The organism is Aeromonas sp. SCS5, from assembly GCF_001887375.1.
GTDB lineage: Bacteria > Pseudomonadota > Gammaproteobacteria > Enterobacterales > Aeromonadaceae > Aeromonas > Aeromonas jandaei.
In genome coordinates, this window is the sequence record NZ_LFCS01000007.1 from 72642 (window position 1) to 98689 (window position 26048).

Sequence of the window (26048 nt, forward strand, 5' to 3'; positions counted from 1 at the left end):
GTGGCGCTGACCCTGCAACAGAGCAGGCGCTATGTGCCTGACCTGATGTCCTTGCAGCGTACCTGCGAGGTCAACTATATGGCGCTGATGAAGCTGCTGCCTCCGCAGGGGGAGGTGGGAGCCGAGCGCCGCTATCGGGTCGGCAACGATCTGCAGTTCCAGCTCACCATTTGTGGTGAGAGCCGCTTCACAACTCAGGTTCTTTTGAGTCAGCACAACCCCGAATTGCCCGAATATTTACAGGCTCAAATAGAGATTCGTTTGTATCATGATGTGCGGATGGCGGAAGTGTGTGCAGCGCAACAGATTTCCCGTTTGCAACCACGTTATGATTATCCCAATAAAAAGATGCACCAGCGGGATGAAAAGGAGCAGGTAAATCTGTTTCTGGCCGAGTGGCTAAAATTTTGTCTCAGACATGGTACCAGCCCGATCAATATCTCCAGTTGAACAAATATAAAGAAGCGTGATTTTGGAAACAGAGCTCCCCCAGGCGCAGGACGGCAGTGTGCGCCTGTTGCAAATTACTGATACCCATCTTTTTGCCAGTGCCGAGGGTCGGCTGCTGGCTGTGCGTACCGCCGAGAGTCTGGCTGCGGTGCTGGAGCGGGTGCAGGCCAACGACCATCCCTACGAGGTGATTCTGGCGACTGGCGACCTGTCGCAGGATCACAGCCCGGAGTCCTATCAGCGCTTCGCCTCCATGATGGCGCCTCTTGGCCGCCCCATCTACTGGTTGCCCGGCAACCATGATGACAGTCCCCTGATGACCGAGCAGCTCCATGCCGCCGGGATCAGCGAATCCAAGCAGCTGGTGGGCGACCACTGGCAGGTGATCCTGCTCGACACCCAGGTGCGCGGCAAACCCCACGGCATGATCGGCGATCACCAGCTGGAGTCGCTCGACCGCGCCCTGCGTCAGTATCCGGATCGCCATGCCCTTATCGCCCTGCACCATCAGGCGGTGCCGGTGGGTTGTGCCTGGCTGGATCAGCACAATCTCAAGAATGCCGACGATCTGTTTGCCGTGCTGGCGCGTCACCCGCAGCAGAAGACCATCCTGTTTGGCCACGTCCATCAGGAGTTTGACGAGGTGCACCGCGGCGTGCGGCTGATCGCCAGCCCATCGACCTGCATCCAGTTCAAACCGCTCTCTGATGGCTTCGCGCTAGACGAGTCCGGCCCGGGCTGGCGCTATCTCACCCTCTACCCGGATGGTCGTATCGCCAGCCAGGTGTGGCGTCTGCCGGTGGGGCAGTTTGTGCCCGACCCCAATGCCACCGGTTATTGAGGAGTCGCCATGAAGCCCGTTCTCCTCTACTTGCACGGTTTCAACTCCTCGCCCGGTTCAGCCAAGGCGCAGCAGATGGCTGCCTGGGTGGCAGAGCACAGACCCGATATCGAGGTGGTGATCCCAGCCCAGCCCAACACCCCTGCGGCGGCCTGGGCGGCCATCGAGCAGACCATCGCCAATTTGCAGAGCCGCTATGGCAGCGAGTTCAAACTCGGCGCCGTGGGCAGCTCCCTCGGCGGCTTTATGGCGACCCGGGTAAGCGAGCAGTACTGCTGCCGCGCGGCACTGATCAATCCGGCGGTGCGCCCCCACGAGCTGCTTTGTGACTACCTCGGCCCCCAGACCAATCCCTATACGGGTGAGCAGTATGTACTGCTGCCTGAACATATGGACGAGCTGCGGGCACTGGCGGTAGCGGTGACGGCGCCGGAGCGACTCTGGATCCTGCAGCAGCAGGGAGATGAGGTGCTCGACTATCGCAAGGCGTTGGACGAATACCGCTTTGCACGCCTCTCGCTGGAGTGCGGCGGCGACCACGCCTTCGTGGCGTTCGAGCGCTACCCCGCCCAGATCATCCGTTTCCTCGGGCTTTAATCATGCAACCGCCGTTGGCCGCCTATCTGGAACAGGTACTGGCCACGGCGCAAGCTGGCCTCACCTACTCCAAAGACCCCTTCGATATCGGCCGTTTCGAGGCGCTGCGAGCGGCCACCGTGGCCCTTATCGCCAGCCAGAGCGAGCTGGCGCCGGAAGCCATTAGAGACTGGATTGCCCTCGACAGCGATTATCCCACCCCCAAGCTCGATGTGCGGGCCTTCATTCAGAACGATGCGGGCCATATTCTGCTGGTGCAGGAGCGCAGCGACGACTGCTGGACTCTGCCCGGTGGCTGGTGCGATATCGGCGACTCGCCGGCGGATGCCGTGGTGCGTGAAGTGGTGGAGGAGACCGGCCTTGAGTGCCGTGCGGTGCAACTGCTGGCGCTGTTCGACAAGCTAAAACACCCTCATCCACCCCAGTTGCCCCACGCTCACAAGGCGTTCTTCCTGTGCGAGGTGATCGGCGGCCAGCTGCTGGGCGAAACCGATGAAACCAAAGGGGCGGGTTACTTCCCCATCGACGATTTGCCCCCGCTCTCCTGCCATCGGGTGGTGGCCTCCCAGTTGCGCACCCTCCATGAGCACTTGCAGCAGGGGCGGCGCGATACCCTGTTTGATTGACATCTGAGGAAGTGAACCCGTCTGCAAGGAGGCAGGATGATCAAGCGCATCGGCAATACCCCGATTCAAGAGAAGCACAAGGCCAGCTGCCACTGCGGCGCCGTGGTGCTGGAGCTGACCCTGCCGGATGGGGTGGTTGATCCGCGTCGCTGCGACTGCTCGTTATGCCGACGTCGGGGCGCCATCGTCGCCTCGGTGTCGCTGTCCGGCATCCGCATTCTGCAAGGGGAGGAGGTGCTGCGCAGCTACCAGTTCAATACCCGCACCGCCAAACACTACTTCTGCAGTATCTGCGGCATCTATACCCACCATCAGCGCCGCTCCAACCCGGCCGAGTATGGCTACAACCTCGCCTGTCTCGAGGGGGTCAACCCGTTCGAGCTGGGGGAGGTGCCGACGCGCGATGGTGTGCATCACCCAGCGGATCGACAGGTCTGAACAAAAAGGGGCTCATATGTTCCTGTTGCGCCCTGCGGGGCAGTGTTAATCTTTAGCGGCCTGTTTACTTTGCCTCGCCCGGGGCAGGGGATGGCCGAACTCTTCTGAACTTCACTGCCAACAGGGAGCACGTTTGTGACAACTCCTTCTGCGCTGCCGGATCTGGTACTGGGCGCCTCTCTCTACTTTCCGCCGCTGTTCAAGGCGGTGCTGCTCGGCCTGCTCTGCTGGCTGCCGGTGCACCATCTGCTGCGTGACTGGCTCTATGGCGGGGATGTCTGGCACCCCTTGCTGATGGATCTCTCCCTCTTTATCCTCGCCGTCAGCGGCGCTCTATGGATGCTGTTACATGGCTAAATCACCTCTCGCGACCCTCAAATACTTCTCCACCCTGCTGGTCTGCGCGCTGGCGCTGGCGGCGGGCTGGTGGCTGTGGAACTACTACATGCAGGGGCCCTGGACCCGGGATGGCAAGGTGCGCGCCGAGCTGGTCAGCATTACCCCCGAGGTGTCGGGCAAGATCATCAAGATAGCGGTGAAGGACAACCAGCTGGTCAAGGCGGGGGAGGAGATCTTTACGCTCGACCCCGAGCCCTACCGGATCGCCCTCGATAATGCCCGGGCGGCGCTGGCCAAGGCGAAATCGGATCTCGACAAGGCCGAGCATGAGGCGAACCGCCGTAGCGGCCTGTCGCGCAGCGTCATCTCAGCCGAGACGATGGACGAAGCGCGCCTCAATGCCCAGGCGATGCAAGCGGCCTATCAGGTGGCACAGGCCAATCTGGAGAAGGCGGAGTGGTCGCTGGCCAAGACCCGGGTGCATGCCGCGAGCGATGGCTACATCACCAACCTGCAGACCCGGGTCGGCAACTATGCCAGCGCCGGCGTGCCGCTGGTGGCGCTGGTGGATACTCACTCCTTCTATGTACAGGGTTACTTTGAAGAGACCAAGCTTGGCCACATAGCGCCGGGCAAACCGGCCGAAGTGGTGCTCTACAGCGGTGAGCAGCGGTTGCGCGGCGAGGTGGAGAGCATAGGGCGCGCCATCCACGATCAGAGCGTCGATGGCGGCAAAGGTCTGCTGATCGACGTCAAACCCAACGTGCCCTGGGTGCGGCTGGCCCAGCGGGTGCCGGTGCGGATCAAGCTGCTGGATGTGCCGGCGGACGTGACGCTGATCGCCGGCACCACCTGCACCATCACCATTGGCGAGTAGGGTGAGCGAGTCGTTCTGGTTGCGCACCCCCTGGGGGAAGGCGACAGGGGGGCAGTGGCGTTATGCCCTGCGCAATGCCCTGGCAATGTGCCTGTCGCTCTGGCTAGCCTTCGTGCTGCAGCTCGACTCCCCCTACTGGGCGATGAGTTCGGCCGCGGTGGTGAGTTTTCCCACCGTGGGCGGGGTGATCAGCAAGAGTCTGGGGCGGGTGGTTGGCAGCCTGATGGGGGCGATGGCTGCGGTGGTGATCACCGGTCTTGGCATCAGTGATCCCTGGCTGTTCAGCTTCCTTATCGCCCTCTGGCTGGGCTTGTGTACCTACATCTCCAACCACTATCAGAACAACGTCTCCTACGCCTTCGCCCTCGGCGGTTACACTGCCGCCATCATCGCCTTCTCCTGCGTCAATGTGGCGGATCCCCACCACATCTTCGATATTGCCCAGGCGCGGGTGAGCGAGGTGATCATCGGTATCCTCTGCGGCGGCCTGATGATGATGATCCTGCCCAGCACCTCGGACAGCGAAACCCTGCTGGAATCCCTGCGCAAGAGCCAAGCCCGCCTGCTGGAGCATGCCCAGCTGCTCTGGCTGGGGGAGATGACGCCCGAGGTGCGCAGCTCCCACGAAGGGCTGATCGGCCAGATCCTCACCATGAACGTGCTGCGCATACAGGCGGTCTGGAGCCATCACCGGCTGCGGCGCCACAACCGGCTGCTCAACTTCCTGCTCCATCGCCAGCTGCGCCTGATCAGCCTTATCTCGAGCCAGCGCCGCATGCTGCACAACTGGCCGGAACAACCGGAAGGCATTCAGGCGCTGCTCGCCACCTTGCTGACCGAGCTTGGCAAGCCGGGGTGCGACAAGTATCGGGTCGCGAGGTTGCTGGCTCCCCTGATGCCGACCAGCGAGCATGATTACCGGCTGCGCACCTTTTTGCTGCGGCTGCGCCACTTCTGCTGGAGCTATCTGGAGTGCCAGCGCTGGCTTGACCGGTTGACCCGTTACGACGATCAGGAGTGGCCGGCGCCGCCCCGTCACACCTCTCTCACCAGCCATACCGACACGCTGGAGGCCGCCTACAACGGCGGGCGCACCTTCCTCTGCGTGCTGCTCGGTTGCACCTTCTGGATCAACAGTCAGTGGGATGCGGGCAGCTCGGCGCTCACCATGCTCTCCATCTGCTGCGTGCTCTACTCGGCGACCCCGGCCCCGGCTCAGGGGGCCAACACCATGCTCAGGGCGATCCTGCTGCTCAGCCTCATCTGCTTTGCGGTCAAGTTTGGCCTGATGATCCGCATCGACGACTTCTGGATCTTCTGCCTCTTGCTCTTTCCGACGCTGCTCACCATGCAGCTCTGCAAACAGCAGCAGGTGCGGCAGGCGGGCCTCTGGGGCCAGATGATCGTGCTGCTCGGCTCGTTTCTCGCCATCACCAATCCGCCCAGCTACGACTATCAGCAGTTCATCAACAGCAGCCTCGCCCAGATGCTGGGGGTGATGAGCGCCGCGCTGGCGTTTCAGCTGCTGCGACCCAGCTCGGATCGGCGCAAGAGCCGCAGGATTATCCGCTCCCTGCGCCGCCACTTCATGGAGCAACTGGAGCCAGCCCCGCGCCAGAGCGAGAGCCAGTTCGAGTCGCTGATCTACCACTGCATCAGCCAGCTCGGCCAGAGTCAGGATCAGACCGCCCGCCTCTGGGTGCTGCGCTGGGGCGTGGTGCTGCTCAACTGCAGCCATATCGTCTGGCAGCTGCGCCAGTGGCGCGGTGACGAGCACCTCCTCTATCTGGTGCGCGACAACTGTATCCGCAGCCTGAAGGGGATCCTCACCGAGCAGGGGGTGCAGCACGCCTCCCTCGACCGCACGCTGGCCGAGCTGCAGCGGATCAGTCAGGGCCTGGCCAACCATGGCGATGGCACGGCGCGAGAGCTGGCAGGCATGGTGTGGCGGCTGCAAAGCTCGCTCTCCCAGCTGCAACAGGCGCTGCCGGGCCCTGCCGAGGGGAGCTGAAATAGCCTCCGGAGGGGCACAATCCCCTCCGGATCACCCTTTCCCGCAGCCAAGTTTGTCCAATACCCTCCCAACGAGTAAGATTCTCCCCAAACGTCAATTCGCAAGGCCCTCCATGTCTACTCAATACAATGCGGATGCCATTGAGGTCCTCAATGGCCTTGAACCGGTGCGTCGCCGCCCCGGCATGTATACCGACACCACCCGGCCCAATCACCTCGGCCAGGAGGTCATCGACAACAGCGTCGATGAAGCGCTGGCAGGTCACGCCCGCAATCTGGAGGTGATCCTGCATGAAGACCAGTCCCTCGAAGTGATCGACGACGGCCGCGGCATGCCGGTCGATATCCACCCGGAAGAGGGTGTCAGCGGGGTGGAGTTGATCCTCTGCAAGCTGCACGCGGGCGGCAAATTCTCCAACAAGAACTACCAGTTCTCCGGCGGTCTGCACGGGGTGGGTATTTCGGTCGTAAACGCCCTCTCCGATCGGGTTGAGGTGACGGTGCGCCGCGACGGTCAGGTCTACGACATCGCCTTCGAGCGCGGCGAGAAAGTGCAGGAGCTGACCATCACCGGCACCTGCGGTCGTCGCAACACCGGCACCCGGGTGCGCTTCTGGCCGCAGGCGAGCTACTTCGATTCGCCCAAATTCTCGGTCACCAAGCTGGAGCACCTGCTCAAAGCCAAGGCCGTACTCTGCCCCGGCCTCACCATCAAGTTCCTCGACAAGAACACTGGCATCAAGCTGGAGTGGTGCTACGAAGATGGTCTCAAGGATTACCTGATCGACGCGGTCAAGCAGTTCACCTGCCTGCCGGAGCAGCCCTTTATCGGCTCGTTCAGCTCCGAACAGTCGGCGGTGGACTGGGCGCTCTGCTGGTTGCCGGAAGGGGGCGAATGCCTCGCCGAATCCTATGTGAACCTCATTCCCACTGCGCAGGGCGGTACTCACGTCAACGGTCTGCGTCAGGGCTTGCTCGACGCCATGCGCGAGTTCTGCGAGTTCCGCAACCTGCTGCCGCGCGGGGTCAAGCTGACTCCGGAAGATATCTGGGATCGCTGCGCCTACATCCTCTCCATCAAGATGCAGGATCCGCAGTTCGCCGGTCAGACCAAGGAGCGCCTCTCCTCCCGTCAGAGCTCGGCGTTCGTCTCCGGCGTGGTGAAGGATGCCTTCAGCCTCTATCTGAACAGCAACACCGAGCTGGCGGAGCAGATCGCCGAGCTCTGCATCTCCAGCGCCCAGCGCCGGATGCGCGCCGCCAAGACGGTGGTGCGCAAGAAGATTACCCAGGGCCCGGCGCTGCCCGGCAAGCTGACCGACTGTGGCTGCGCCGACCCCATGCAGGGTGAGCTGTTCCTGGTGGAGGGTGACTCCGCGGGCGGCAGTGCCAAGCAGGCGCGGGATCGCGAGTTTCAGGCCATCATGCCGCTGCGCGGCAAGATCCTGAACACCTGGGAGGTGGAGGCCGGTCAGGTGCTCGCCTCGCAGGAGGTGCACGACATCTCGGTCGCCATCGGCCTCGACCCCGACTCCAACGACCTCAGCGGCCTGCGCTACGGCAAGGTGTGCATCCTCGCGGATGCGGACTCGGACGGTCTGCACATCGCTACTCTGCTCTGCGCCCTGTTCGTAAAACACTTCCGTGCGCTGGTGGAGAAGGGCCATGTGTATGTCGCCATGCCGCCGCTTTACCGGATCGATATCGGCAAGGAGGTCTACTACGCCCTCGATGAGGACGAGAAGAACGGCGTGTTGCAGCGGGTCGAAGCAGAGAAGAAGAAAGGCAAGGTGATGGTGACCCGATTCAAGGGCCTGGGCGAAATGAACCCGAAACAGCTGCGGGAAACCACCATGGATCCCAACACCCGCCGTCTGGTGCAGCTCACCATGGATCCGGCAGGGGAGAGTGAAGGGGATGCGGCTGACGAGACCCTGCAGCTGATGGACATGCTACTGGCCAAGAAGCGGGCGAGCGATCGCCGTGAGTGGCTCGAAGAGAAGGGCAACCTCGCCATCATCTAAGCCGTCGGTCACCTGCCGACCCGCATTTCAGGCGTACCCTTCAGGGGCGCGCCATAGCAAGAGAAAAACATATGAGTGATGCTATCGAGCTCAGTCTGGACGGGGTAGAGCGCCAGCCAATGCGCACCTTTACCGAGCAGGCTTACTTGAACTACTCCATGTACGTCATCATGGATCGGGCCTTGCCGCATATCGGCGACGGCCTCAAACCGGTGCAGCGGCGCATCATCTACGCCATGAGCGAGCTGGGGCTGTCGGCCCTCTCCAAGCACAAGAAGTCCGCCCGTACCGTGGGTGACGTGCTGGGTAAGTACCACCCCCACGGCGACAGCGCCTGTTATGAAGCCATGGTGCTGATGGCCCAGCCTTTCTCCTACCGCTACCCGCTGGTGGATGGTCAGGGTAACTGGGGTGCGCCGGACGATCCCAAATCCTTCGCCGCCATGCGTTATACCGAGGCGCGGCTGTCGCGCTTCTCCGAGCTGCTGCTCTCCGAGCTGGGTCAGGGCACGGTGGAGTGGACGCCGAACTTCGACGGCACCATGAAGGAGCCGGTGGTGCTGCCTGCCCGTCTGCCGCACATCCTGCTCAACGGGGTGACCGGCATCGCGGTGGGGATGGCGACCGACATCCCGCCCCACAACGCGCGGGAAGTGGCCTACGCCTGTGCCGAGCTGCTCGACAACCCCAATGCGGGGCTCGATGTGTTGATGCAGCACATTCAGGGGCCGGACTACCCGACCAACGCCGAGATCATCACCCCGCGCGACGATATCCGCAAAATCTACGAGACCGGCAAGGGCTCCATCAAGCAGCGTGCTGTCTGGAGCGAGGAGGATGGCGACATCGTCATCACCGCGCTGCCCCATCAGGCCTCCGGCGCCAAGATCATGGAGCAGATCGCCGCCCAGATGGTGGCGAAAAAGCTGCCGATGGTGACCGATCTGCGCGATGAATCGGACCACGAGAACCCGACCCGTCTGGTGATCGTGCCGCGTTCCAACCGGGTGGATGTGGAGGGGCTGATGGCCCACCTGTTCGCCACCACGGATCTGGAGAAGAACTACCGGGTCAACCTCAACATCCTCGGCCTCGACAACCGGCCGCAGGTGAAGTGCCTCAAGACCATCCTCAGCGAGTGGATCCAGTTCCGCCGCGAGACCGTGCGTCGCCGTCTGCAGTTCCGCCTCGACAAGGTGCTGGCTCGCCTGCACATCCTCGAAGGCTTGCTGATCGCCTACCTCAACATCGACGAGGTGATCGAGATCATCCGTACCGAGGATGAGCCTGGCAAGGTGATGGTGGAGCGCTTCAACATTACCGAGACCCAGGCCGAAGCAATCCTCGAGCTGAAACTGCGCCATCTGGCCAAGCTCGAAGAGTTCAAGCTGCGCGCCGAACAGAACGAACTGGCCGAAGAGCGCGACAAGCTGGAACTCATTCTGGGCTCCGAGCGCCGCCTCAACACCCTGCTCAAGAAAGAGCTGCTGGCCGATGCCGAGAAGTACGGCGACGATCGCCGCACCCCGCTGGTGGAGCGGGCCACCGCCGTGGCGCTGACCGAGAAAGAGCTGGTGCCGAGCGAGCCGGTCACCGTCATCCTCTCCGACAAGGGCTGGGTGCGCGCCGCCAAGGGCCACGACGTGGATGTCGAGGGACTCTCCTACAAGGCGGGGGACAACTACCTCACCCACGCCTTTGGCCGCAGCAACCAGCAGGCGGTGTTCCTGTCGAGCTTTGGTCGCACCTACTCGCTGGAGGCGCACACCCTGCCCTCTGCCCGCAGTCAGGGCGAGCCGCTCACCGGCCGCTTTGCGCTGGGTGCCGGTGAAGAGGTGCGTCATCTGGTGATGGGCAACGAAGGCGAGCCGTATCTGATCGCCAGCGACGCCGGTTACGGCTTTGTCTGCACCTATGACGATCTCATCGGCAAAAACAAGAACGGCAAGGCGCTGCTCACCGTGCCGGAAGGGGGTCTGGTGATGGCACCCCAGAAGATTGGCTCGCCGGAGACCGATCTCTGCATGGCCATCTCCAACGAGGGGCGCATGCTGCTGTTCCCGATGAACACCCTGCCGGTGCTCGGCAAGGGCAAGGGCAACAAGCTCATCAGCATCCCCTCTGCTCGCGTCAAGGCGCGGGAGGAGTTTGTGGTGATGGCTGCCGTGATCCCGCAGGGGCAGTCGGTCACCCTGTTTGCCGGCAAGCGCAAGCTGACCCTGAAACCTTCGGATCTCGATTACTACCGCGGCGAGCGCGGCCGCCGTGGCGCCAAGTTGCCCCGCGGTTTGCAGCGGGTCGATCGCATCGAGATTGAACCCGCCGCCGGTGCCGAACCGGTAGCCGGGGAAAATCAGGAAGGGTAATTAAATATAGAAGGGCGCGAAAGCGCCCTTCTATATTATGTCATTGCGTCAAGTGGTTGTTTATTTTTGGTTATTCTGTATTTAAGTTTTTTATTAATTTTTGATATGGGTTTGATATGTATCAAGAGGCACTTGAGCAATTAAAGTGGATTTACTCTGGCCTTGCTGGAATTTGTTTGGCTGTAATCTTAACTACATTAACTTTAGATGGTGAGGTTATTGGTAAAAGTTATTCACTAATGCTTTCCATTTCATTATTCACAATTTCATTCGTGATGTATACATGTTTTACAATAGTACATATCTCTATATCTGAGGCAAAAATTAATTTTGCTATTATCAATGAAGAACTTTCAAAGAAATGGGTTCGTACATTAACGTACGTATCATTTTATTTATTGTATTTTGCTTTCTTTTTTCTGTTATGTCATATAAGTATTTTGTTTGGAATGGTGTATGCCTTATCATCGCTAATTTTATTTCCGCTGACAAAGTATTTTTTGGGTGAAATTGGTATCAATATAGGTATTTAAGGTTACTTTAAGTGTATTTGTGACCATGTGATATGGCGGCTATTTTTAACATGTTATGGGGAATGCAAATTATTTGGCCGATAATGTTTTTAAATTCGGCCAATACTAGGTTATTTATGCTTATGTATCCTGTGGTGGGTTATATTTCATCTTCACACATAGCTTTTAAAATAGATGGGTTTATTGAATTTGATATGTGCTTATTTGATGAGAGATATCCAATTATATTGTTATCTTTGACTATCATTGGAGGAGTTGTCGACATATTGTTAAAGGGTGAGTGTGAACTATACTTTCCGCCAAAACTTCCATAATCATTCCAAATTGATTCGGAAGAATATTTGCTGCCATAATTACCAAACTCATTAAATATTGATTTGGCATTAAATTTATTATCTATTGTGCCTAAAAAAGTATTGCTACTATCTTGGGCTAGCACATATGAACCACGAACTATATTACATATGTTTGATGAAATCGCTTGGTTAGACCATAAACATACCAAAAATAATGTGAGTGAAAGTGTTTTTTTATGCTTTTTCATATATATCTCGTTATGTTTTTGTGTTGTGTGTAAATATTAAAAATAAATATCTATTAGGTCATTCCATATTGGTTTATGTAGAGTTGATATATTGTCATTTTTATAGCGTAAAAATATTGATGCATATCACACCGTGAGTATCTCATAATAGGGCCGTAGGTCTGATTAGCGCAGCGTAATCAGACGATCGCGAAAACAGGTTGCCGTAATTCTGCTGGTGCTCCAGCTGATCTCTTCTCTATGTCCATCGCCACCGAGATTGCGGTGCGGACGATTACGCTTCGCTAATCGACCCTACGTGCTCCTGCTTGATTTAACGCTCTGCGGCTTGTCGGTGGCTTCTGTTGTGATGGTTTGTTCCCCCTCATCCCCGACCCTTCTCCCCTTATCTGTGGCAAAGAGTGGGAGAAGGGAGCAGAGATCGCAGCCATTGATAGTGACCGTGGTATGGCGTGATAGCTAAGCCTGACAGCTACGGCTACAGAGTGGCAGGTGCAGATCCCCTCTCCCCTTGGGAGAGGGTCAGGGTGAGGGGAGGTAACCGTAGGGTGCAATGAAATAGCACCGCTATTGAATCCGCGAGGTTGCCGATGCAATGGGCCGGGTTTATTGCGCCTTTCGGCAATATAGGGCGGCAATAAAAGGTGGCGGACTGGCCGCCACCTTGAGGGGGATTAACGCAGGCTCAGCAGCTCATAGATGACGGGATTATCGGCGCACTGTCCCGCGCCGCACTCCAGCACGGTAGAGATCAGGTTTGCCGCAATCAGCAAGACAAACAGCAGGGAGGCGATACGCCCCCAGCGCGCCAGATCCAGCTTGGGCAGCGCAATAGCGAGCCCGTCCCGCACCATCAATATCAGGGCGACAGCCAGGATGATCAGCAGGGCGCTGACCAGCGACCAGCTATAAAAGTGCAGCCCGAGAAAGGTGGAACCATAGCCGGGATCGCCGGGCAGAATATGCAGCAGCACCTGTCTGGCGCCGATCATGGCGGTGGTCAGGGCGCCGACAATCACGATGCCGTAGTGGGCCCCTTTTGCGCCAAATTGCAGGTTGAACATAAAGCCGAAACCGGCGACGACCAGGCCGACCCGCTGCAATAAACACAAGGGGCAGGGGAGTTCGGCCAGATAGAGCTGGTAATAGAAGGCGACGATCAGGGTCAGGCAGATGCCCGCCAGCCCCAGCGTGTCGAGCAGCTGTGGCAGATCACTCTTCGCGGCGGTGGCAGAGGTCGAAAGGCTCATGGCGGGCTCCTAGAACGAGAGGGTGAGCGGGTCGGTCACATGGTGCATAAAGGAGAGCAGGGTCACCACCAGCAACAGAGCCCAGAGCAGATAGGAGGCGCCACGCTTGTTCAGCAAGATGCTGATCCCCGTTATCAGCGCCAGCAGGAAGGGTAAAAACATATACATCTCATCTCTCCTTATCGTGGTGAGCCGGGCTCACAAGGCTTTGAGTATATGGCGGGCGGCACAGGGCGACTCCGATAACTGCGGTCGCTATATGGCTCCGACTTCACTCATCCTACCCCTGTCGGCGGGAAATACCTACCGGGCGGCTGACGCTGTGCTGATTCCCCTTACATCCCGATCTGCGTGATTGTTTCATCAGTGCGACAGTAAAAAATAGATTGGTTTTTTTGGTGCAAAAATAACCATATGCATCGCACCGCCAGCCAGAAACGAACCCGCCATGCCGCCAAAAGCAGAGGCCCCGCAATCCATGATTGCGGGGCCATTTTCGAGGCGATCAGCAGGCGCAGACGTGGCGCCAGCGCTGCTCATAATCGAACTGTTGAAACTCCTCCTTGATAAATTCGATAAACACCCTGGTCTTGGACGGAATAAAGTTTCTGTTCGCGTAGGCCATGCCGATGGAGAGATCGGGCAGTGTCCAGTCGGTGAGTACAGGTTTAAGGCGCTGGCTGCGCAATTCGTCATAAATGGCATAAACGGGCTGCGCCAGGATCCCCATGCCGTTTTTGGCATTGGCGAGCAGGATCTGGGCGTCGTTGGACTCAATGGTGGGAGTGGTTGGCACCCGTAATTTTATCGAGCCCTTCATCATGGTCAGCTCTCCGGGATTGTGATAGCTGTAGAGCAACAGTTGGTGTTTTTTCAGATCGTGTGGCGTTTCCGGTTCGCCATAATGCTTAATATATTCCGGAGAGGCCGCCAGAATACGCGGTGCAGTGGCCAGAGGTTGAATAATAAGGCTGGAGTCTGGCTCAGACTCTCTTGAGCGAATGCTGATATCGATATTGTTTTCGATAATATCCAGATAGCGATTATTGGCAATCAACTCGACCTGAATGCCGGGATATTTTGCCATGAATTTCGGTATCAAGGGGGAGATGACATTCAGCATCAGTGACAGCGAAGCCGTCAATTTCAAGACCCCGGTTGGCATTCCCGTTTTGATACTGACTTCATCGATGGCTTCTCGCATCTCATTCAGCGCTGTTTTGCAGCGGGCATAGAAGTGTTCACCGATTTCAGTGACAAACAGGCGCCGGGTCGTTCGCTCGACGAGCCGTGCATTGAGTCGCTGCTCCAGTGCGGCCAGATGCCTGCTGGCTGCGGGGTTGGACAAGCCCAGTGCATCTGCGGCCTTGCTGAGACTCCCCAATTCGACCACCTGCACAAAGACTTCATATTCAGTCCATCTATCCATGGATTCTTCCTGATTTTATAAAAGAGATTTCCTGTTATTGCATTTATCATCTCCTGCCGGATTTGTACTATGGCCTCGTCTGGCAGTAACAGATATTCCATGCATCATATTTTCTAGTTAAATTGGATGTCAATTAATAAAACGGGAGTCGCCTGTGAGCAATAACGTCGATACAGTCATTAATTACTTTAAATATTGCGTAGATGGCAAGGATGTTGAACGGGTGAGTGAATATTTCTCGGAGGATCTTTGTATATTCAGACCTGACTGCGCAGAGCCTATTACCACCCTTGAGCAATTTAAAACGTCATTGTCAGCCTGTGTGGTCGATCGTTATGAGTCTATTGAAACCTCCTTTCAGAAAATAATGAGCTCGGAAGACGAGGTATTCGTTGCATTGACCCACGTCGCCAAAGGCTCAAATACCTGGAAAGGATTCGATGTCACTGGCAAGGATGTGACCTGGAGTGCCTTGACCTATTTCAGATTCAACGCCGAGGGCAAGGTGGTGGAGGAGATCGTCGAGCGCAACGAGCTGGCCATGGCCAAGCAGCTGGGGATCGTTGACTTCGCCTGAAACAGGGGTGACTACTGATTTCAGGTCTGAACTATCAGAGGAAAGCCAAGGCAGTGCTACGGCTCGGTCTATTGCCTGACGGTCAGTAAAAAGAGGGCCCCGCAACCGGAGTTGCGGGGCCCTTGCTCTTGCCTGTTGATCACGCCGCCATTATTGCAGGTGGTGCAAGCCCATCAGACGGGGATAGCTGTCGCCGCCGGAGGCGGGGTGATTTTCGAGGCGATCAGCAGGCGCAGACGGGGCACCAGCAACAGCAGGATGATCCCGCCCGCCATCGAGCCCCAGCCCAGCATGTTGAACACCGAGCTGTAGCCCGGGTTGGTGGCCACCGGAGAGCTGCCGATATTCTGCGGCATGGCGCTGGAGACATAGCCCGCCAGCACGGAGGCAACGCCGGTCACCATCATCCAGCAGCCCATCATCAAGCCTTGCAGGCTGGCGGGGGCCAGCTTGCCAATCATGGCGTAACCGATGGGGGAGATGAGCAGCTCGCCGAAACTCTGCAGCACATAGCTGATGGCGATCCACTTGAAGGCGACCAGCCCGTCGGCCCCCGCCAGATGGATGCCGAGCGGCAGCACCAGCATGCCGAGCCCCATGCAGAACAGGGAGGCGGCAAACTGGGAGGGGATGTCGATATTCCAGCCCTGTTCGCGCAGTCGCTTGAACAGCAGCGCCATCAGGGGGCCACCGATGACGATGACGAGGGTGTTGATGTTCTGGATCCACTGGGGGGCGACCCGCAGCCCGAACACGTTGAGGTTGATGTTGTGCTCGGAGAAGAGCATCAGCCCCATGGGCGCCAGCTGGTAGAGCGACCAGAAGATGAGGGAGCCAAGGGCGAGGATCAGGTAGGCCACCATGCGGCTGCGCTCGGCGGCGTCCGGGTGGCGGGCGGTCATCACGCAGAGCAGCACCAGCACCACGGCGCCCAGGATCAGCACGAAGCTGCCGCTGAAACTGGCGTGGGTCAGTAGCAGGCGCAGCGCCGGCACCAGCATGGCCAGAATGGCGATACCGGCCAGCATGCGGCGGTAGAAGCCGCTCCCTTTGACATGGCGCAGCGGGGTGCTGATATCCGCCAGAATGGGCCAGCAGGCGAAGGTCGCGATGATGGCAATGATGTTGCCCAGCGTCGCAAACAGGAACAGGGTGCGGTAATCCTCGGTGAGCTGGAAGTAGCCCGCCACCGTGAAGCCGATAAAGAAGCCCAGATTCATCCCGGCGTAGTTCCACAGGAAGGCGCTCTCGCGGCGGTGATCATCCGGGGCGAAGCGCTGGGTCAGCATCATGTTGAGGCAGGTGACGTTGAGGCCGCTGCCGGTAAGGAACATGGCGAGCCCCCAGTAGAGGCCGGTGATCCCCATCTCGGCGATGAAGTAGCAGCCGATCACCTGCAGCACCATCCCCATCACGAACAGGTTGCGGTTACTGAGGTAGCGCCCGCCGAGATAACCGCCAAACAGGTGCAGGCCATAGTTGAAGGCCCCGAAGACCCCCATCATGGCGTTGGCCTGGGATTCGCTAAAGCCGAGCCGCTTGGTGGCGTAGAGCACCAGCGTGGAGTAGAGCACGGCAAACCCCAGGGTCGAGAAGGTCTGGATAAAGAACAGCGCCCCGGAGCCGGGGGGAATGGTGGGGTGTTGATTCGAAGCGCTCACGGTCTGTCTCCTGTGAGAGAAGAAAGTCATTACTCGTCCTGAGAGCGTACCGGTCTGCTGCCGGCTAGCCTTGTGCGCTTCCATGCTGGTCTGAAGGCCGGTCTGTCATTTAGCGGCCAAGCGGTGCAAATAGCCATACCTGAAATTTAATCTGGCGAGATTAATTGTCTTTTATTGATCTATTCCGGTTTTTTATGCGGTTTTGACTGCTGAGAAGCTGGCGCTGGCCGGGTAGGTATCAGAGTAGCTGGGGTTTAATGGAGCCTGTTTTGGCCTGAACTGATTTGATAGTGAGATCGTCATCCCGCTTTTGGCTGCTCTTTCGCCATCGCCGCCAGAATGTTGAGTGGCAGCTTATTTATTCAGTTTCCCCCTTTGAGTGAATAATTATCCGGGATTGGCGTATGGCCCTGCGCAGTGACAAGAGCCACAGAGGGCAATGAACAGAGTGAATTGCACCACAGGTCTGTTCCCGTAGTTACCTGTGCAATGCGCGGTGCTTGGTGCACCCCATGTGTTGCTCGGCAGCCCGAGGGAGTTTGCGTTTTTTCCCCTCTCACTTTGGCAGAGGGTCAGGGTGAGGGGGACATCCCGGATAGAACAACGCCCGGCGGACCGGGCGTTGGGTTATCCCACATTGGAGGCAAAAAAGAGGCGGCGAAGCGCGCCCTAGAAGTTGTGGTAGAGCGGCCAGCCGAGCAGCGGGTGCTTGAGACCGGCACGCATCTCGATGTTGTCGAGCTTCTCCGGCGAGGCGTTCTCTTTTTGCAGCAGCTGGTACTGGCGCACAAAGCCGAGGGTGTGCAGCAGGTTCGGCACAAAGCCCGGGCTCAGCTCCTGACGCAGGGCGGCGGCCATGTCGGCGGGCAGCGCATGCAGCATCAGGGCGAGCTGGGCGGCGAGGTAGTCGGTGTCATACCAGACCTCGTCGAGTTCAATCTCCCGCGCCAGTTTGCGCTTGAGATCCTGCTTCACCTTGAGCGGGGCGGCGCCACTGCCCTTGCCGCAGAGGATGCGGTAGAGCAGCGCTTCGGCCAGCTTGTCCTCCATGGTGGGGTGGTCGCTCTCGCAGGCGAAGAAGTGCTGGTCGATGAGTGCCATCAGGCGGCTCTTGTTGTGTTCGGTCAGCGCCTTCTCGTACTCCTGCCACCCTTGCCACTCCTCCACATCGGGCGGGCTCGAGATCTTGTCCAGCAGGCGCGCATCCACGTCACCGTAGAGGCTGTTGCCAGCCTGCTTGGGGCTGACGGTGATGAGCATCGACCAGCCCTTCTGGAACGGCTTGATGGGGCCTTCCGGCGCCTGCAGCAGCGCCAGTGCCTTGGCCGGATCCCGCGCCGAGAGCTCCTGCAGGCCGAGGCTCACCACGCCGATGACGTCGTGGGCCGCCTGCTCCAGCAGGTGCATCTTGTACTTGTTGTAGTACTTGTCGGCGAATTTGAGGCTCATCAGCACCGCCTTGCCCTTGATGGCGGCCAGCTGTTGCTCGCTCAAACGTTCATTGTCGCGGCCAAAGCGCAGCACCTGGGTCAGAAAGGGGCCCTGGTTGGCATCGCGAATGACTAACTGCATGAATGGGCTCCTTAATCCAGAAAGCTGAACATGTCGTCGACGTCGCCGTACTCGTCTTCCTCGACCTTGTTCTTCTCTTTGGCCTGCATCACCAGCTCGGCGGCAAACTTGTTGATGATGCCGTCCCAAGTGGAGTGCTCGTTGCGCAGCAGCGCCTTGATGGCTTTCTCCACCTCGGGGGCCAGCTCGCGAATGAGCATCAAGAGGCTGCGCGGGTCATCCAGCGCGTAGTCGTGGACATCCTCGCTCTGCTGGCGCTCGCTGTAGCGCAGGGACTCTTCAAGATCTTCCTCTTCGGCATGCAGCACGTCGCGATAGCCTTCGTCCTCTTCATAGCGATCGCCGCGATAGAACTCGATAAAGGGGATGGCGAGGTAGAAGAGACCGGCCGGATCTTCGGCCACGCACTCGAGGATCTCGCGCTGCTTGGCTTCGCTATCCTGGGTGCGGATCAGGTAGTTGAGGAAGTCGAAGGTATGCTGTTGCAGCTCATCGGCGTTGTTCTTGATCGCCTCTTCCCAGTAGAGCGGCTGCTGGCAGACGATGTCGCGGATCCGCTCCGGGGTCATCAGCTCGGAGATGATGGAGGGGAAGGAGATATCGTGCTGGCCGTTAATCTGGGTCAGGGTAACGATATCAATGTTTTCAATCACTTCTGCCAGCTGGTCGTCAGACATGGTCTTGGCGATCAGCTCGAACTTCTCGCTGGCCTGCTTCGGCTCGATAACGGCCAGCTCTTTGATCTCGATGGCGGTAATTTCTATCAGACTGTTGCTCATGCCTTGCCCCAATTAGAAACGGACTTCGTCGTACATATCCTGATCGCCGTCGTCATCACCATAGCGGTCACTGCCGCCATGGTAGTCGGCGTCGGCATCTTCCCCGTCTTCATCTTCTTCGTCGCGCAGCTCATAGTCGTCATCGCCGCGGTGGCTGCCGCGCGGCAGCGGGTTGTCGAGCAGAAACAGCACGGCGCAGGCTTCCATCAGCTGATCTTCGTTCTGGGCCCGCACCGCCTTGACCAGCGGCAGGGCGGCGTTGTTGAAGCCGACGCTCACCTTGAACTCGTCCCAGCTCGGCTGCTCGCCGCTGGTGAGCCACTTGTTCCACTGCGACTTGGCCTTGGCCGGGAACTGCACCCGGCCATAGAGGGCCAGCGGCAGATACTCGGGCATAAACTCCAGCATGCTCATATCGGCCAGCAGCAGGCTCTTCATCTGATCGGTGAACTGTTCCAGCCCCTTGGGGTCGTCCTGATCCCGGTAGGATTCGATGTTTTCGCTGGCATCGCTTTGCAGCGACTTGAGCCGCGCCTGGTCCCATCTCTTTTGCATAGTTGCTCTTTCTGCCTGCTGTTTCAGGGGTAGAACTGATCCCACATCTCCTGCATGGCGGAGGCGGGGTCGGTCACGATGACGTTGTTGAAATCCTTGATAAAGGCGGCCCGCTGTTTCGGATCGGACAGCACTTCATAGGCCTGCTTTACCTGGTGCAGCTTGATGGCTGCCTGCTCTTTCTCTTCTTCACTGGCCCCGTGCAGCTTGTCGGGGTGGTACTGGTTCGACAGCCGACGATAGGCTTTCTTGATGTCGTTTTCGCTGGCGTTGGACTTGACGCCCAGCACCCGAAAGTAGTTGTTCATGGCAGATCCTGCATCACTGGCATCATAGGATTCACGCTGCGAGTGCCTGATGGTGGGGATTGGCAAACCAGGCACGGCAAAAACCCGTCATTTTAACGGAAACAGCCCGCCAACGCGATGAGTTGGGCGATCAATTAACGGGCTAGATGAAGAGGGGTCAGTTGAGTGCCTATTGTTGCCAGTCGGTCAGGGCAGTGCAAGGGCGGCGGGGCAAAAGCGATGAAAAAACGGGCAGGAAAGGGGCGGGCGGCAGGCCGGGGCGAGGCTGCCGCCGCAGGGGTTACTCCTCCCAGAAGGAGGCGGAGGTGTGGTAGATCATCTTCTTGCTCATCCCGCCATCGACCACCAGATTGGCACCGTTGATAAAGTCGTTGCGAGGATCGGCCAGAAAGAGGCAGGCGCGGGTGATGTCGTCGGGGCGCCCGACCCGGCCACTCGGGTGCTGGCGGTGATCCGCCTCGGTCAGGGTGTGGTAATCCTCCGCCTGGATCCAGCCCGGACTGATGGCATTGACCGTGATGGGATGGTCGGCCAGCGAGTTGGCGAGGGACTGGGTGAGGGCGACCAGCGCCCCCTTGGAGGCGCCATAGGCATCCCAACCCGGCTCGTTCTGCTGCCAGCGGGTGGAGGCGATATTGATGATGCGGCCATAGGGCAGATCGCGGTTGGCCTGCACAAAGGCGCGGGCGCAGAGCATGGCGCCGCGCACATTGACCGTCATCACCTGATCGAACTGGGCTGCGCTCAGCTCCTCGAAGCGGGTGTGGAACTTGCTGATGGCGCCGTTGTTGATCAGCAGATGGATGCCGCCATGTTGCGCGCGAACCTCGGCAAAGAGCCGCGCGATGGCCTGCTCGTCTCGCAAATCGAGCGGCTGAAAGTGGATTTCGGGATGGTCAAAAGCGTGAGGGGCCAGATCGGTGGCGATCACCCGATAGCCCGCCTCGGCCAGCCCGATGCAGAGCTGGCGGCCAATCCCGCCAGCGGCGCCGGTGACCAGTGCAATTTGGGGTTGGTTGGTCAGCTTGTTCATTGTGCCGCTCCATTGCGTGCCCGCAGCACCTTGATGAGGGCCGACACCTCCTGCTGGCCAAACCCTTGCGCCACCCCTTCCTCAAACAGATCGGCGGCAAAACGCGGGAAGCGGTTGTCGATCCCGGCATCGGTGGCATGACCGGCGAGGCGGCTGATAGCGGCGCTCCAGGTTTTCAGGCTGGCGTAGGGGTGATCGAAATCGCCGTTCGCCAGCGTCTTGCCAAGGTGGGCAACATCGCCACCGAGAATGGGGGAGAGCTCGCTGAACTGGGCGCACACCTTGGCTACCGGCAACCCTTCCGCTTCGCAAATGAGCGCGCCGTGCAGAGCACCGAGCAGACCACCGGCAAAGTAGGCGGCGACGGCACAATCTTGCGCCGCGGCGGCACCCACCGCCTCGGCCACATGGTCGAGGGTGGGGGCGAGCAGGCGCAGCACCGGCTCGGCCTCGCTAAAGGCATCGCTGGCCCCCGAGCAGATGATGCTGGCATCAGTGGTGCCGATCTGATCCGGGAAGCAGAGGATGGCGCCATCGAGGTAACGGGCGCCGCGGGCGTGGCTCCAGCTCTCCAGCGCTCTGGCCCCCTGCGGGCTGCCGGTGGAGAGCTGCACCAGCAGCTTGCCCGCCACGGCGTCGCTCGCCTCATCCAGCAACTGCTGGCTGACGGCGTAGTTATCGACGCAGACAAGGGTGATATCGCTTGCGGCGATGGCCGCGCCAACCGAGGGGGCGAGTGTTGCACCCAGCGCTTGCAGCGGGGCGGCCTTGGCGGCGCTGCGATTCCAGACGGTGACCGGATGGCCCGCCTTGAGCAAGGTGGTGGCGAGGGCGGAGCCCATGGCCCCGAGGCCGATGACAGAGAGATGGCGCATGATGGCTCCTAGCTGTGTTGATGGACGTTGATATAGAAAATTGGGATGCCTTGTGGCAGGTGAACCACTATATTTGCCCAGTGTCGCCGTGAAAAATGGCTTTTATGACTGTATGGTATAGGTGAATTCTATGGATGTGCGAACCCTGCGTGCGTTTGTGGCTGTCTTCGAGGAGCGCAACATCACGGCGGCGGCCACCCGCCTCTTCATTACCCAACCCACCCTCTCCACCACTATCAAGGCGCTGGAGGATGAGCTGGGGGTGACCCTGTTTGTGCGGCAGGCGCGCGGGGTGGAAGGGACTGAAGCTGCCCACCGGCTCTATCCCCGCGCCAAGCGGCTGATCGCCGACACCGACTCCCTCGCCCGCGAGTTTCGTGAAACCTCCCCCTGTCTCGAGGTGACGGTGGGGATTGAGGCAGATCTGGGTGATGGCGTGGTGGGGGCGCTGGTGCAAGGGGCGCTTGCCCACGAGGAGATCCTGCTGACTCTGGAGGAGGGCTGCTGTGGCGATGTGCGGCTGGGCTGCGAATCCCTGCGCTGTGGTGACGAGCTCTTTATCCCCCTGCTGGAGGAGGAGTTTGTACTGGTGCTGCCACCGGCTCACCCGCTGGCAGGCAAGGGGGGGCTCACCCCGGCAGCGTTGGCGGATGAACCCTGGGTCACCTGCCCGCGCCACGACTCCCACTTGCGGCTGATCGCCATCCTCGGCAATCAGGCGCCCCTCTATCCACGGCGGGCGGGGTCGCTGCGACTGGCGGCGACTATGGTGGCCGCCGGGGCGGGCATTGCCTGGTTGCCCCGTTCGCTTTGTTTGCCCGGTTGTGCGGTCGCCGAGCTGGCGGCCTCTTCCTTCAAGCGGCGGGTGGGGCTCTGCTACGCCCCCGATGCGTTACGCTCGGCGGCGGTAACTGCCCTGCTGGAGCAGGTACGCGGGATGCAGCTCCCCGCCTGATGTCGGGATAATAATGTCGGGCATAAAAAAGGGCCATCCGGTGGGATGGCCCTGTTGCAGGCAACGATGCCGCGTGGCTAGAGCGACGCCCACCAGAGCCGCAGTTGCAGGCCCCACTTCGAGCTCCAGCCGGTGGTGCTGCTCACAAGCATCCCATCCTTGATGACGAGGAACGTCGGGGTGACGCCCACCTGCCACTGGGCAGCCAGCGCTCCCGACTCGTCGTTGTGGGTCGGGAAGGTGAGCCCCTTCTTGCTCATCCCCTTGCCTAACTGCTCGGAATTGCCGGAGCGCAGCGCCACCGTCAGCACGTTTTCCCCCTCCTGCCAGAGCTGCTGCACGGCCGGGGTGGTGAAACGGCACACCCCGCACCAGCTGGCCCAGTAGTAAACCAGCAGCGGCTTGCCGCGGCTCAGGGTGGCGAGATCCGTGTTGCTGCCATCCTGCAGGGTGACGGGGGCGCTCATCGCTCCCTCTGGCAGGGTCGGGCTGCGCCACAGATCGAGCAGGGTCGAGATGACCAGTGCCAGCAACAGCAGCCAGATCGCCTCCTTGCTCCAGCGTCGCCAGCGGGGTTGAGGGTTGGTGCTTGCCATCCCTTACCCCAGCTTGGCCAGTTCGGCCTTCACCAGCTGCTCCAGCTCCTCATAGGGAACGGCGCCCGGCACCAGCTGGTTGCCAATCAGGGTCGCCGGTGTGCCCTGCACCCCCAGAATGGTGCCGATACGCAGGCTGTTGCGCAGCTCTTCGGTCGCCTTGGGCGCGGGCTTGAGCGCCACGTTGCCGGTGGCCGCCAGCGCCTTGTTGATATCCGCCTCGGTCAGCATCCCCTGCTTGCTCATCAGCTTGTCATGCAGGGCGAGGAAGCGGGCCGGATCCTGCTGCCACAGGGTCAGGCTGTACTGGGCCGCCTTGGCAGAGCTCTGCCCCTTGAACGGCAGCAACTTGATCACCAGCCCCAGATCGTCCGGATAGGCCTTGAGCAGCTTGGTCAGCCGGGGATCGAACTGCTTGCAGTAGGCGCAGTTGTAGTCGGTGAACAGCACCAGCGTCAGCTTGGGGTTCTTGGCGCCGAGGCGCGGGCTGGTTGGGCTGTTGAACAGCACATCCTTGTTGCCCTTGATGAAGTTGCCAAGCTGCGCCTGTTGGGCTGCCGCGTTCTGCTTCTCCCAGGATTCGGCCGCCTCGTCGAGGATCTTGGGGTTGGCGATCAGGGTCTCGCGGATCAGCTCCTTGATGCGGGCCTCCTGCTCCGGGGTGAAGGGGGCGGCGTGCAGGGCTGGAGCAGTCAGCGAGCCGGCAAACAGGGCGGTGAACAGGGCGATGGAGCGCAGGTTCATGGAGTTCTCCTTAAAAATGGGTGGCGTTGGTCTGGATCAGACCGGCCTGATTCAAGAGGGAAAGCAGATCGGCCTTGTCCAGCAGGGGGGAGAGGGTCTCTCCCTGTGGCAGGCCGGGGCCGTAGATCTGGTTGAAGGGGACGGCTGCCGCCCCGCGCTGGCGCAGGAAGGCGGCGATGGTGTCGTCCGGTTTGCTCCAGTCGCCGCGCAGGGCCACCACATCGGGGGCCGAGAGTGCGGTTTGCACCTCATCGCGCAGCAATACGTTGTATTTGTTTGCCTTGCAGGTGACGCACCAGTCAGCTGTGACATCGACGAAGACCCGCTTGTTCTGGGCAAGCGCATCGGTGATGGCTCGTTCCGAGAGCGGCTGCCAGACCACCCGGTCGACGTTGCCAGTCCCCTGCGCCGTAAATGCTCCCCCCAGCAGCAGGGCAGCGCCGACAAGCGTCGAGAGGGAGAGGGCCAGCGTGAAGCCGCGCATGCCATAACGCCAGATGATGCCAATCAGCAGTGCCAGCAGCATGGCAACCATCAGCCAGTAAACCTGCATGTTGCCCAGATGGCTGCCAAGCAGGCTCGCCAGCCAGAGGCTGGAGCCCAGCATCAGCAAGCCGAGCAGGATGCGCAGGCGCCCCATCCAGCGACCCGGCTTGGGCAGCCAGAGGGCGAGCCGCGGCAGGGCCGCCACCAGCAGCCAGGGCAGGCTCATACCAATCCCCAAAGCTGTGAAGATAAGCCAGAGCTGGCCGAGCGGCGCAGCCAGCGCAAACGCCACCGCGGTGCCGAGGAAGGGGGCCGAGCAGGGAGTCGCCAGCAGGGTGGCGAAACTTCCCTGCAGAAAGTGACCGCCGAGGCCATTGCCGCCGCTGGTGGCGAGGTGGGTGTTGAGGTTGCTCGGCAGACGAATTTCGAACAGCCCCAGCAGGTTGGCGCAAAACAGCAGGGTGACCAGCACCATAAAGCCGATAAAACCGGCGCTCTGGAACTGGATGCCCCAGCCGACGACCCCTTGCGTGGCGCGCAGCAGACTGCTCATGGCCGCCAGCACCCAGAAGGAGGCGATGATCCCGGCGCTGGCGGCGAGGAACTGCTTGCGCACGGTTCCCTGTTCACGCTCCTGATGTTGCAGCACAGACCCCAACTTGAGCGCCAGCACCGGCAGCACGCAGGGCATCAGGTTGAGGATAAGGCCGCCGAGCAGCGCCGCCCCCAGCAACCAGAAGAGGGGTTGGCTCGGCGCTGGCAATACGAGCGCTTCGCCAATCGAGCCTTTGGTCTGCCACGCCTGCTCGCCACTGGTAAGCAGCAGGCCGAGGGATTGGCCGCGCAGATCCGGCGCATCTCCCTGCCAGCCATCGCTCACCGGAACCCGGGCGATCAGGGTGTTGCCCTCGACCTCGAGCACCGGCTTGCCAAACTCGGCCCCTTCCAGCGCATCGATAAAGAGGGCCGGTGATTGCCAACCCTCCGCCCGCTCGGCGCGCAGTTGCAGCTGGTTGTGCTGATAACCGAGCTCGACCCGGGTGTCGGCAGGCAGCGGCTGGGGCAGGTTGCTGATGGCCTTGGCCCAGCCGAAGTCGAAACCGGCTGGGGCCTGACCATCCACCGCGAGGGTGAAGGGGAAGTCGGTCAAGATGCAGACGTTGCTGCAGGTGGAGAGGCGCAAGGTGCCCTTGAGCGATTGGCCAGCGAGGTAGTTGAGGCTCAGGGGGAAGCGCACCTCACCCTGATAACCCTGGGTACTGAGTCCGGCCACCTCGAAGTGGCGCGGAGCGGGCCAGCGCCACTGAAAGTCTCCTACCGGCTCATCCCACAGGATCTGGGGGGCAATGCCCCCTTCGCCCGGGCTGTGCCAGTAGGTCTTCCAGCCGGACTCGAGGGCTACGTCGAGCAGGATGCGGGTGTGGTCAGGGGCGCTGCGGTCGGCCTGCAGTCGCACCCTGGCGTGATCATTCTGTGGGCTGGTGAGCCAGCCCGTATCGCTGGCCAATCCCGTGGATTGCCACAGCAGACAGGCCATAAGCAGGGCTGCCTTGAAAAAGTTTGTCATCTGTCTGGTCTCG

The 26048-nt window shown here is 60.1% G+C and carries 26 protein-coding genes; 12 read left to right on the forward strand and 14 right to left on the reverse strand.

What is annotated here, in order from left to right:
- The 10 genes from BS300_RS10210 to parC all read left to right on the forward strand — a co-directional run bounded on the left by BS300_RS10210 (nt 1) and on the right by parC (nt 10571).
- The gene (locus BS300_RS10210) at nt 1-450 is read left to right on the forward strand and encodes a DUF1249 domain-containing protein (protein ID WP_071912921.1); all 450 of its coding nucleotides are present in this window, start codon (nt 1-3) and stop codon (nt 448-450) included.
- A gap of 22 nt (nt 451-472) precedes the next feature.
- On the forward strand, nt 473-1291 hold the full coding sequence (gene cpdA, locus BS300_RS10215) for a 3',5'-cyclic-AMP phosphodiesterase (protein WP_071912541.1): 819 nt from the start codon (nt 473-475) through the stop codon (nt 1289-1291).
- A gap of 9 nt (nt 1292-1300) precedes the next feature.
- Nucleotides 1301-1888 (forward strand): YqiA/YcfP family alpha/beta fold hydrolase, encoded by a 588-nt coding sequence (locus BS300_RS10220; protein WP_071912542.1) that lies wholly within the window; start codon nt 1301-1303, stop codon nt 1886-1888.
- 2 nt (nt 1889-1890) lie between these two features.
- Nucleotides 1891-2514, forward strand: coding sequence for an NUDIX hydrolase (locus BS300_RS10225; protein WP_071912544.1), 624 nt, complete (start codon nt 1891-1893; stop codon nt 2512-2514).
- A gap of 36 nt (nt 2515-2550) precedes the next feature.
- Nucleotides 2551-2952 carry a GFA family protein gene (locus BS300_RS10230; protein WP_071912546.1) on the forward strand — a complete coding sequence of 134 codons (402 nt, stop codon included), beginning with the start codon at nt 2551-2553 and terminating at the stop codon, nt 2950-2952.
- A gap of 114 nt (nt 2953-3066) precedes the next feature.
- The gene (locus tag BS300_RS10235) at nt 3067-3309 is read left to right on the forward strand and encodes a DUF1656 domain-containing protein (RefSeq protein WP_033113020.1); all 243 of its coding nucleotides are present in this window, start codon (nt 3067-3069) and stop codon (nt 3307-3309) included.
- A complete protein-coding gene (locus tag BS300_RS10240) occupies nt 3302-4168 on the forward strand; it encodes an HlyD family secretion protein (RefSeq protein ID WP_043849649.1) in 867 nt (288 codons plus the stop codon). The genes BS300_RS10235 and BS300_RS10240 overlap by 8 nt, the downstream gene beginning before the upstream one ends.
- A gap of 1 nt (nt 4169) precedes the next feature.
- Nucleotides 4170-6179: an FUSC family protein gene (locus BS300_RS10245; protein ID WP_071912548.1), complete on the forward strand. Its 2010-nt coding sequence runs from the start codon at nt 4170-4172 to the stop codon at nt 6177-6179.
- Between the two features lie 115 nt (nt 6180-6294).
- Complete coding sequence (gene parE, locus BS300_RS10250; protein WP_005343111.1) at nt 6295-8205, forward strand: DNA topoisomerase IV subunit B; 1911 nt, start codon at nt 6295-6297, stop codon at nt 8203-8205.
- 71 nt (nt 8206-8276) lie between these two features.
- Nucleotides 8277-10571, forward strand: a complete 2295-nt coding sequence (gene parC / locus BS300_RS10255) for a DNA topoisomerase IV subunit A (RefSeq protein WP_043826057.1) — start codon at nt 8277-8279, stop codon at nt 10569-10571.
- 672 nt (nt 10572-11243) lie between these two features.
- On the opposite strand, the gene BS300_RS10260 is transcribed toward parC, so the two are convergent.
- From BS300_RS10260 to BS300_RS10270, 4 genes are all read right to left on the reverse strand, one after another.
- Nucleotides 11244-11648: a hypothetical protein gene (locus tag BS300_RS10260; RefSeq protein WP_083593468.1), complete on the reverse strand. Its 405-nt coding sequence runs from the start codon at nt 11646-11648 to the stop codon at nt 11244-11246.
- A 674-nt stretch (nt 11649-12322) separates the two neighbouring features.
- The gene (locus BS300_RS10265) at nt 12323-12898 is read right to left on the reverse strand and encodes a disulfide bond formation protein B (RefSeq protein ID WP_039214033.1); all 576 of its coding nucleotides are present in this window, start codon (nt 12896-12898) and stop codon (nt 12323-12325) included.
- 9 nt (nt 12899-12907) lie between these two features.
- On the reverse strand, nt 12908-13066 hold the full coding sequence (locus BS300_RS21375) for a DUF5993 family protein (RefSeq protein WP_005343116.1): 159 nt from the start codon (nt 13064-13066) through the stop codon (nt 12908-12910).
- A gap of 337 nt (nt 13067-13403) precedes the next feature.
- Complete coding sequence (locus tag BS300_RS10270; RefSeq protein WP_071912549.1) at nt 13404-14327, reverse strand: LysR family transcriptional regulator; 924 nt, start codon at nt 14325-14327, stop codon at nt 13404-13406.
- A 154-nt stretch (nt 14328-14481) separates the two neighbouring features.
- On the opposite strand from BS300_RS10270, the gene BS300_RS10275 reads away from it, so the two are divergent.
- Nucleotides 14482-14904 carry an ester cyclase gene (locus tag BS300_RS10275; RefSeq protein WP_071912551.1) on the forward strand — a complete coding sequence of 141 codons (423 nt, stop codon included), beginning with the start codon at nt 14482-14484 and terminating at the stop codon, nt 14902-14904.
- Nucleotides 14905-15077: 173 nt separating this feature from the next.
- On the opposite strand, the gene BS300_RS10280 is transcribed toward BS300_RS10275, so the two are convergent.
- The 7 genes from BS300_RS10280 to BS300_RS10310 form a co-directional block, all read right to left on the reverse strand.
- Nucleotides 15078-16565 carry an oligopeptide:H+ symporter gene (locus BS300_RS10280; protein WP_041209251.1) on the reverse strand — a complete coding sequence of 496 codons (1488 nt, stop codon included), beginning with the start codon at nt 16563-16565 and terminating at the stop codon, nt 15078-15080.
- Nucleotides 16566-17234: 669 nt separating this feature from the next.
- On the reverse strand, nt 17235-18137 hold the full coding sequence (locus tag BS300_RS10285) for a hypothetical protein (RefSeq protein WP_071912554.1): 903 nt from the start codon (nt 18135-18137) through the stop codon (nt 17235-17237).
- Between the two features lie 11 nt (nt 18138-18148).
- On the reverse strand, nt 18149-18916 hold the full coding sequence (locus BS300_RS10290) for a hypothetical protein (protein ID WP_005335887.1): 768 nt from the start codon (nt 18914-18916) through the stop codon (nt 18149-18151).
- A gap of 12 nt (nt 18917-18928) precedes the next feature.
- Nucleotides 18929-19471 carry a hypothetical protein gene (locus BS300_RS10295; RefSeq protein ID WP_071912556.1) on the reverse strand — a complete coding sequence of 181 codons (543 nt, stop codon included), beginning with the start codon at nt 19469-19471 and terminating at the stop codon, nt 18929-18931.
- A 23-nt stretch (nt 19472-19494) separates the two neighbouring features.
- A complete protein-coding gene (locus tag BS300_RS10300) occupies nt 19495-19779 on the reverse strand; it encodes a DnaJ domain-containing protein (RefSeq protein ID WP_005343121.1) in 285 nt (94 codons plus the stop codon).
- A gap of 280 nt (nt 19780-20059) precedes the next feature.
- Entirely contained in the window at nt 20060-20812 is a 753-nt protein-coding gene (locus tag BS300_RS10305; RefSeq protein ID WP_071912558.1) for an SDR family oxidoreductase, read from the reverse strand.
- The gene (locus BS300_RS10310; protein WP_071912560.1) at nt 20809-21687 is read right to left on the reverse strand and encodes an NAD(P)-binding domain-containing protein; all 879 of its coding nucleotides are present in this window, start codon (nt 21685-21687) and stop codon (nt 20809-20811) included. The genes BS300_RS10305 and BS300_RS10310 overlap by 4 nt, the downstream gene beginning before the upstream one ends.
- A 130-nt stretch (nt 21688-21817) precedes the next feature.
- On the opposite strand from BS300_RS10310, the gene BS300_RS10315 reads away from it, so the two are divergent.
- A complete protein-coding gene (locus tag BS300_RS10315; RefSeq protein WP_071912561.1) occupies nt 21818-22642 on the forward strand; it encodes a LysR family transcriptional regulator in 825 nt (274 codons plus the stop codon).
- A gap of 77 nt (nt 22643-22719) precedes the next feature.
- Here BS300_RS10315 and BS300_RS10320 read toward each other — a convergent pair whose 3' ends face one another.
- Genes BS300_RS10320 through BS300_RS10330 form a run of 3 tightly spaced genes read right to left on the reverse strand, consistent with a single transcriptional unit; the run spans nt 22720 to nt 26035 of the window.
- Nucleotides 22720-23238 (reverse strand): protein disulfide oxidoreductase, encoded by a 519-nt coding sequence (locus tag BS300_RS10320; RefSeq protein ID WP_071912563.1) that lies wholly within the window; start codon nt 23236-23238, stop codon nt 22720-22722.
- Between the two features lie 3 nt (nt 23239-23241).
- The gene (locus BS300_RS10325; RefSeq protein ID WP_071912564.1) at nt 23242-23982 is read right to left on the reverse strand and encodes a DsbA family protein; all 741 of its coding nucleotides are present in this window, start codon (nt 23980-23982) and stop codon (nt 23242-23244) included.
- Between the two features lie 10 nt (nt 23983-23992).
- The gene (locus BS300_RS10330; RefSeq protein WP_071912566.1) at nt 23993-26035 is read right to left on the reverse strand and encodes a protein-disulfide reductase DsbD domain-containing protein; all 2043 of its coding nucleotides are present in this window, start codon (nt 26033-26035) and stop codon (nt 23993-23995) included.
- Nucleotides 26036-26048 lie beyond the last annotated feature (13 nt).

Excerpts from the sequence above, each read along its gene's own strand:
- BS300_RS10295 (WP_071912556.1), bottom strand. The coding sequence starts at position 19,471 with ATGCAAAAGAGATGGGACCAGGCGCGGCTCAAGTCGCTGCAAAGCGAT.
- BS300_RS10325 (WP_071912564.1), bottom strand. The coding sequence starts at position 23,982 with ATGAACCTGCGCTCCATCGCCCTGTTCACCGCCCTGTTTGCCGGCTCG.
- BS300_RS10330 (WP_071912566.1), bottom strand. The coding sequence starts at position 26,035 with ATGACAAACTTTTTCAAGGCAGCCCTGCTTATGGCCTGTCTGCTGTGG.
- BS300_RS10300 (WP_005343121.1), bottom strand. The coding sequence starts at position 19,779 with ATGAACAACTACTTTCGGGTGCTGGGCGTCAAGTCCAACGCCAGCGAA.
- BS300_RS10270 (WP_071912549.1), bottom strand. The coding sequence starts at position 14,327 with ATGGATAGATGGACTGAATATGAAGTCTTTGTGCAGGTGGTCGAATTG.
- BS300_RS10225 (WP_071912544.1), top strand. The coding sequence starts at position 1,891 with ATGCAACCGCCGTTGGCCGCCTATCTGGAACAGGTACTGGCCACGGCG.
- BS300_RS10320 (WP_071912563.1), bottom strand. The coding sequence starts at position 23,238 with ATGGCAAGCACCAACCCTCAACCCCGCTGGCGACGCTGGAGCAAGGAG.
- BS300_RS10240 (WP_043849649.1), top strand. The coding sequence starts at position 3,302 with ATGGCTAAATCACCTCTCGCGACCCTCAAATACTTCTCCACCCTGCTG.
- BS300_RS10230 (WP_071912546.1), top strand. The coding sequence starts at position 2,551 with ATGATCAAGCGCATCGGCAATACCCCGATTCAAGAGAAGCACAAGGCC.
- BS300_RS10220 (WP_071912542.1), top strand. The coding sequence starts at position 1,301 with ATGAAGCCCGTTCTCCTCTACTTGCACGGTTTCAACTCCTCGCCCGGT.
- BS300_RS10290 (WP_005335887.1), bottom strand. The coding sequence starts at position 18,916 with ATGAGCAACAGTCTGATAGAAATTACCGCCATCGAGATCAAAGAGCTG.
- BS300_RS10310 (WP_071912560.1), bottom strand. The coding sequence starts at position 21,687 with ATGCGCCATCTCTCTGTCATCGGCCTCGGGGCCATGGGCTCCGCCCTC.
- parC (WP_043826057.1), top strand. The coding sequence starts at position 8,277 with ATGAGTGATGCTATCGAGCTCAGTCTGGACGGGGTAGAGCGCCAGCCA.
- BS300_RS10305 (WP_071912558.1), bottom strand. The coding sequence starts at position 20,812 with ATGAACAAGCTGACCAACCAACCCCAAATTGCACTGGTCACCGGCGCC.
- parE (WP_005343111.1), top strand. The coding sequence starts at position 6,295 with ATGTCTACTCAATACAATGCGGATGCCATTGAGGTCCTCAATGGCCTT.
- BS300_RS10265 (WP_039214033.1), bottom strand. The coding sequence starts at position 12,898 with ATGAGCCTTTCGACCTCTGCCACCGCCGCGAAGAGTGATCTGCCACAG.
- BS300_RS21375 (WP_005343116.1), bottom strand. The coding sequence starts at position 13,066 with ATGTATATGTTTTTACCCTTCCTGCTGGCGCTGATAACGGGGATCAGC.
- BS300_RS10315 (WP_071912561.1), top strand. The coding sequence starts at position 21,818 with ATGGATGTGCGAACCCTGCGTGCGTTTGTGGCTGTCTTCGAGGAGCGC.
- BS300_RS10260 (WP_083593468.1), bottom strand. The coding sequence starts at position 11,648 with ATGAAAAAGCATAAAAAAACACTTTCACTCACATTATTTTTGGTATGT.
- BS300_RS10285 (WP_071912554.1), bottom strand. The coding sequence starts at position 18,137 with ATGCAGTTAGTCATTCGCGATGCCAACCAGGGCCCCTTTCTGACCCAG.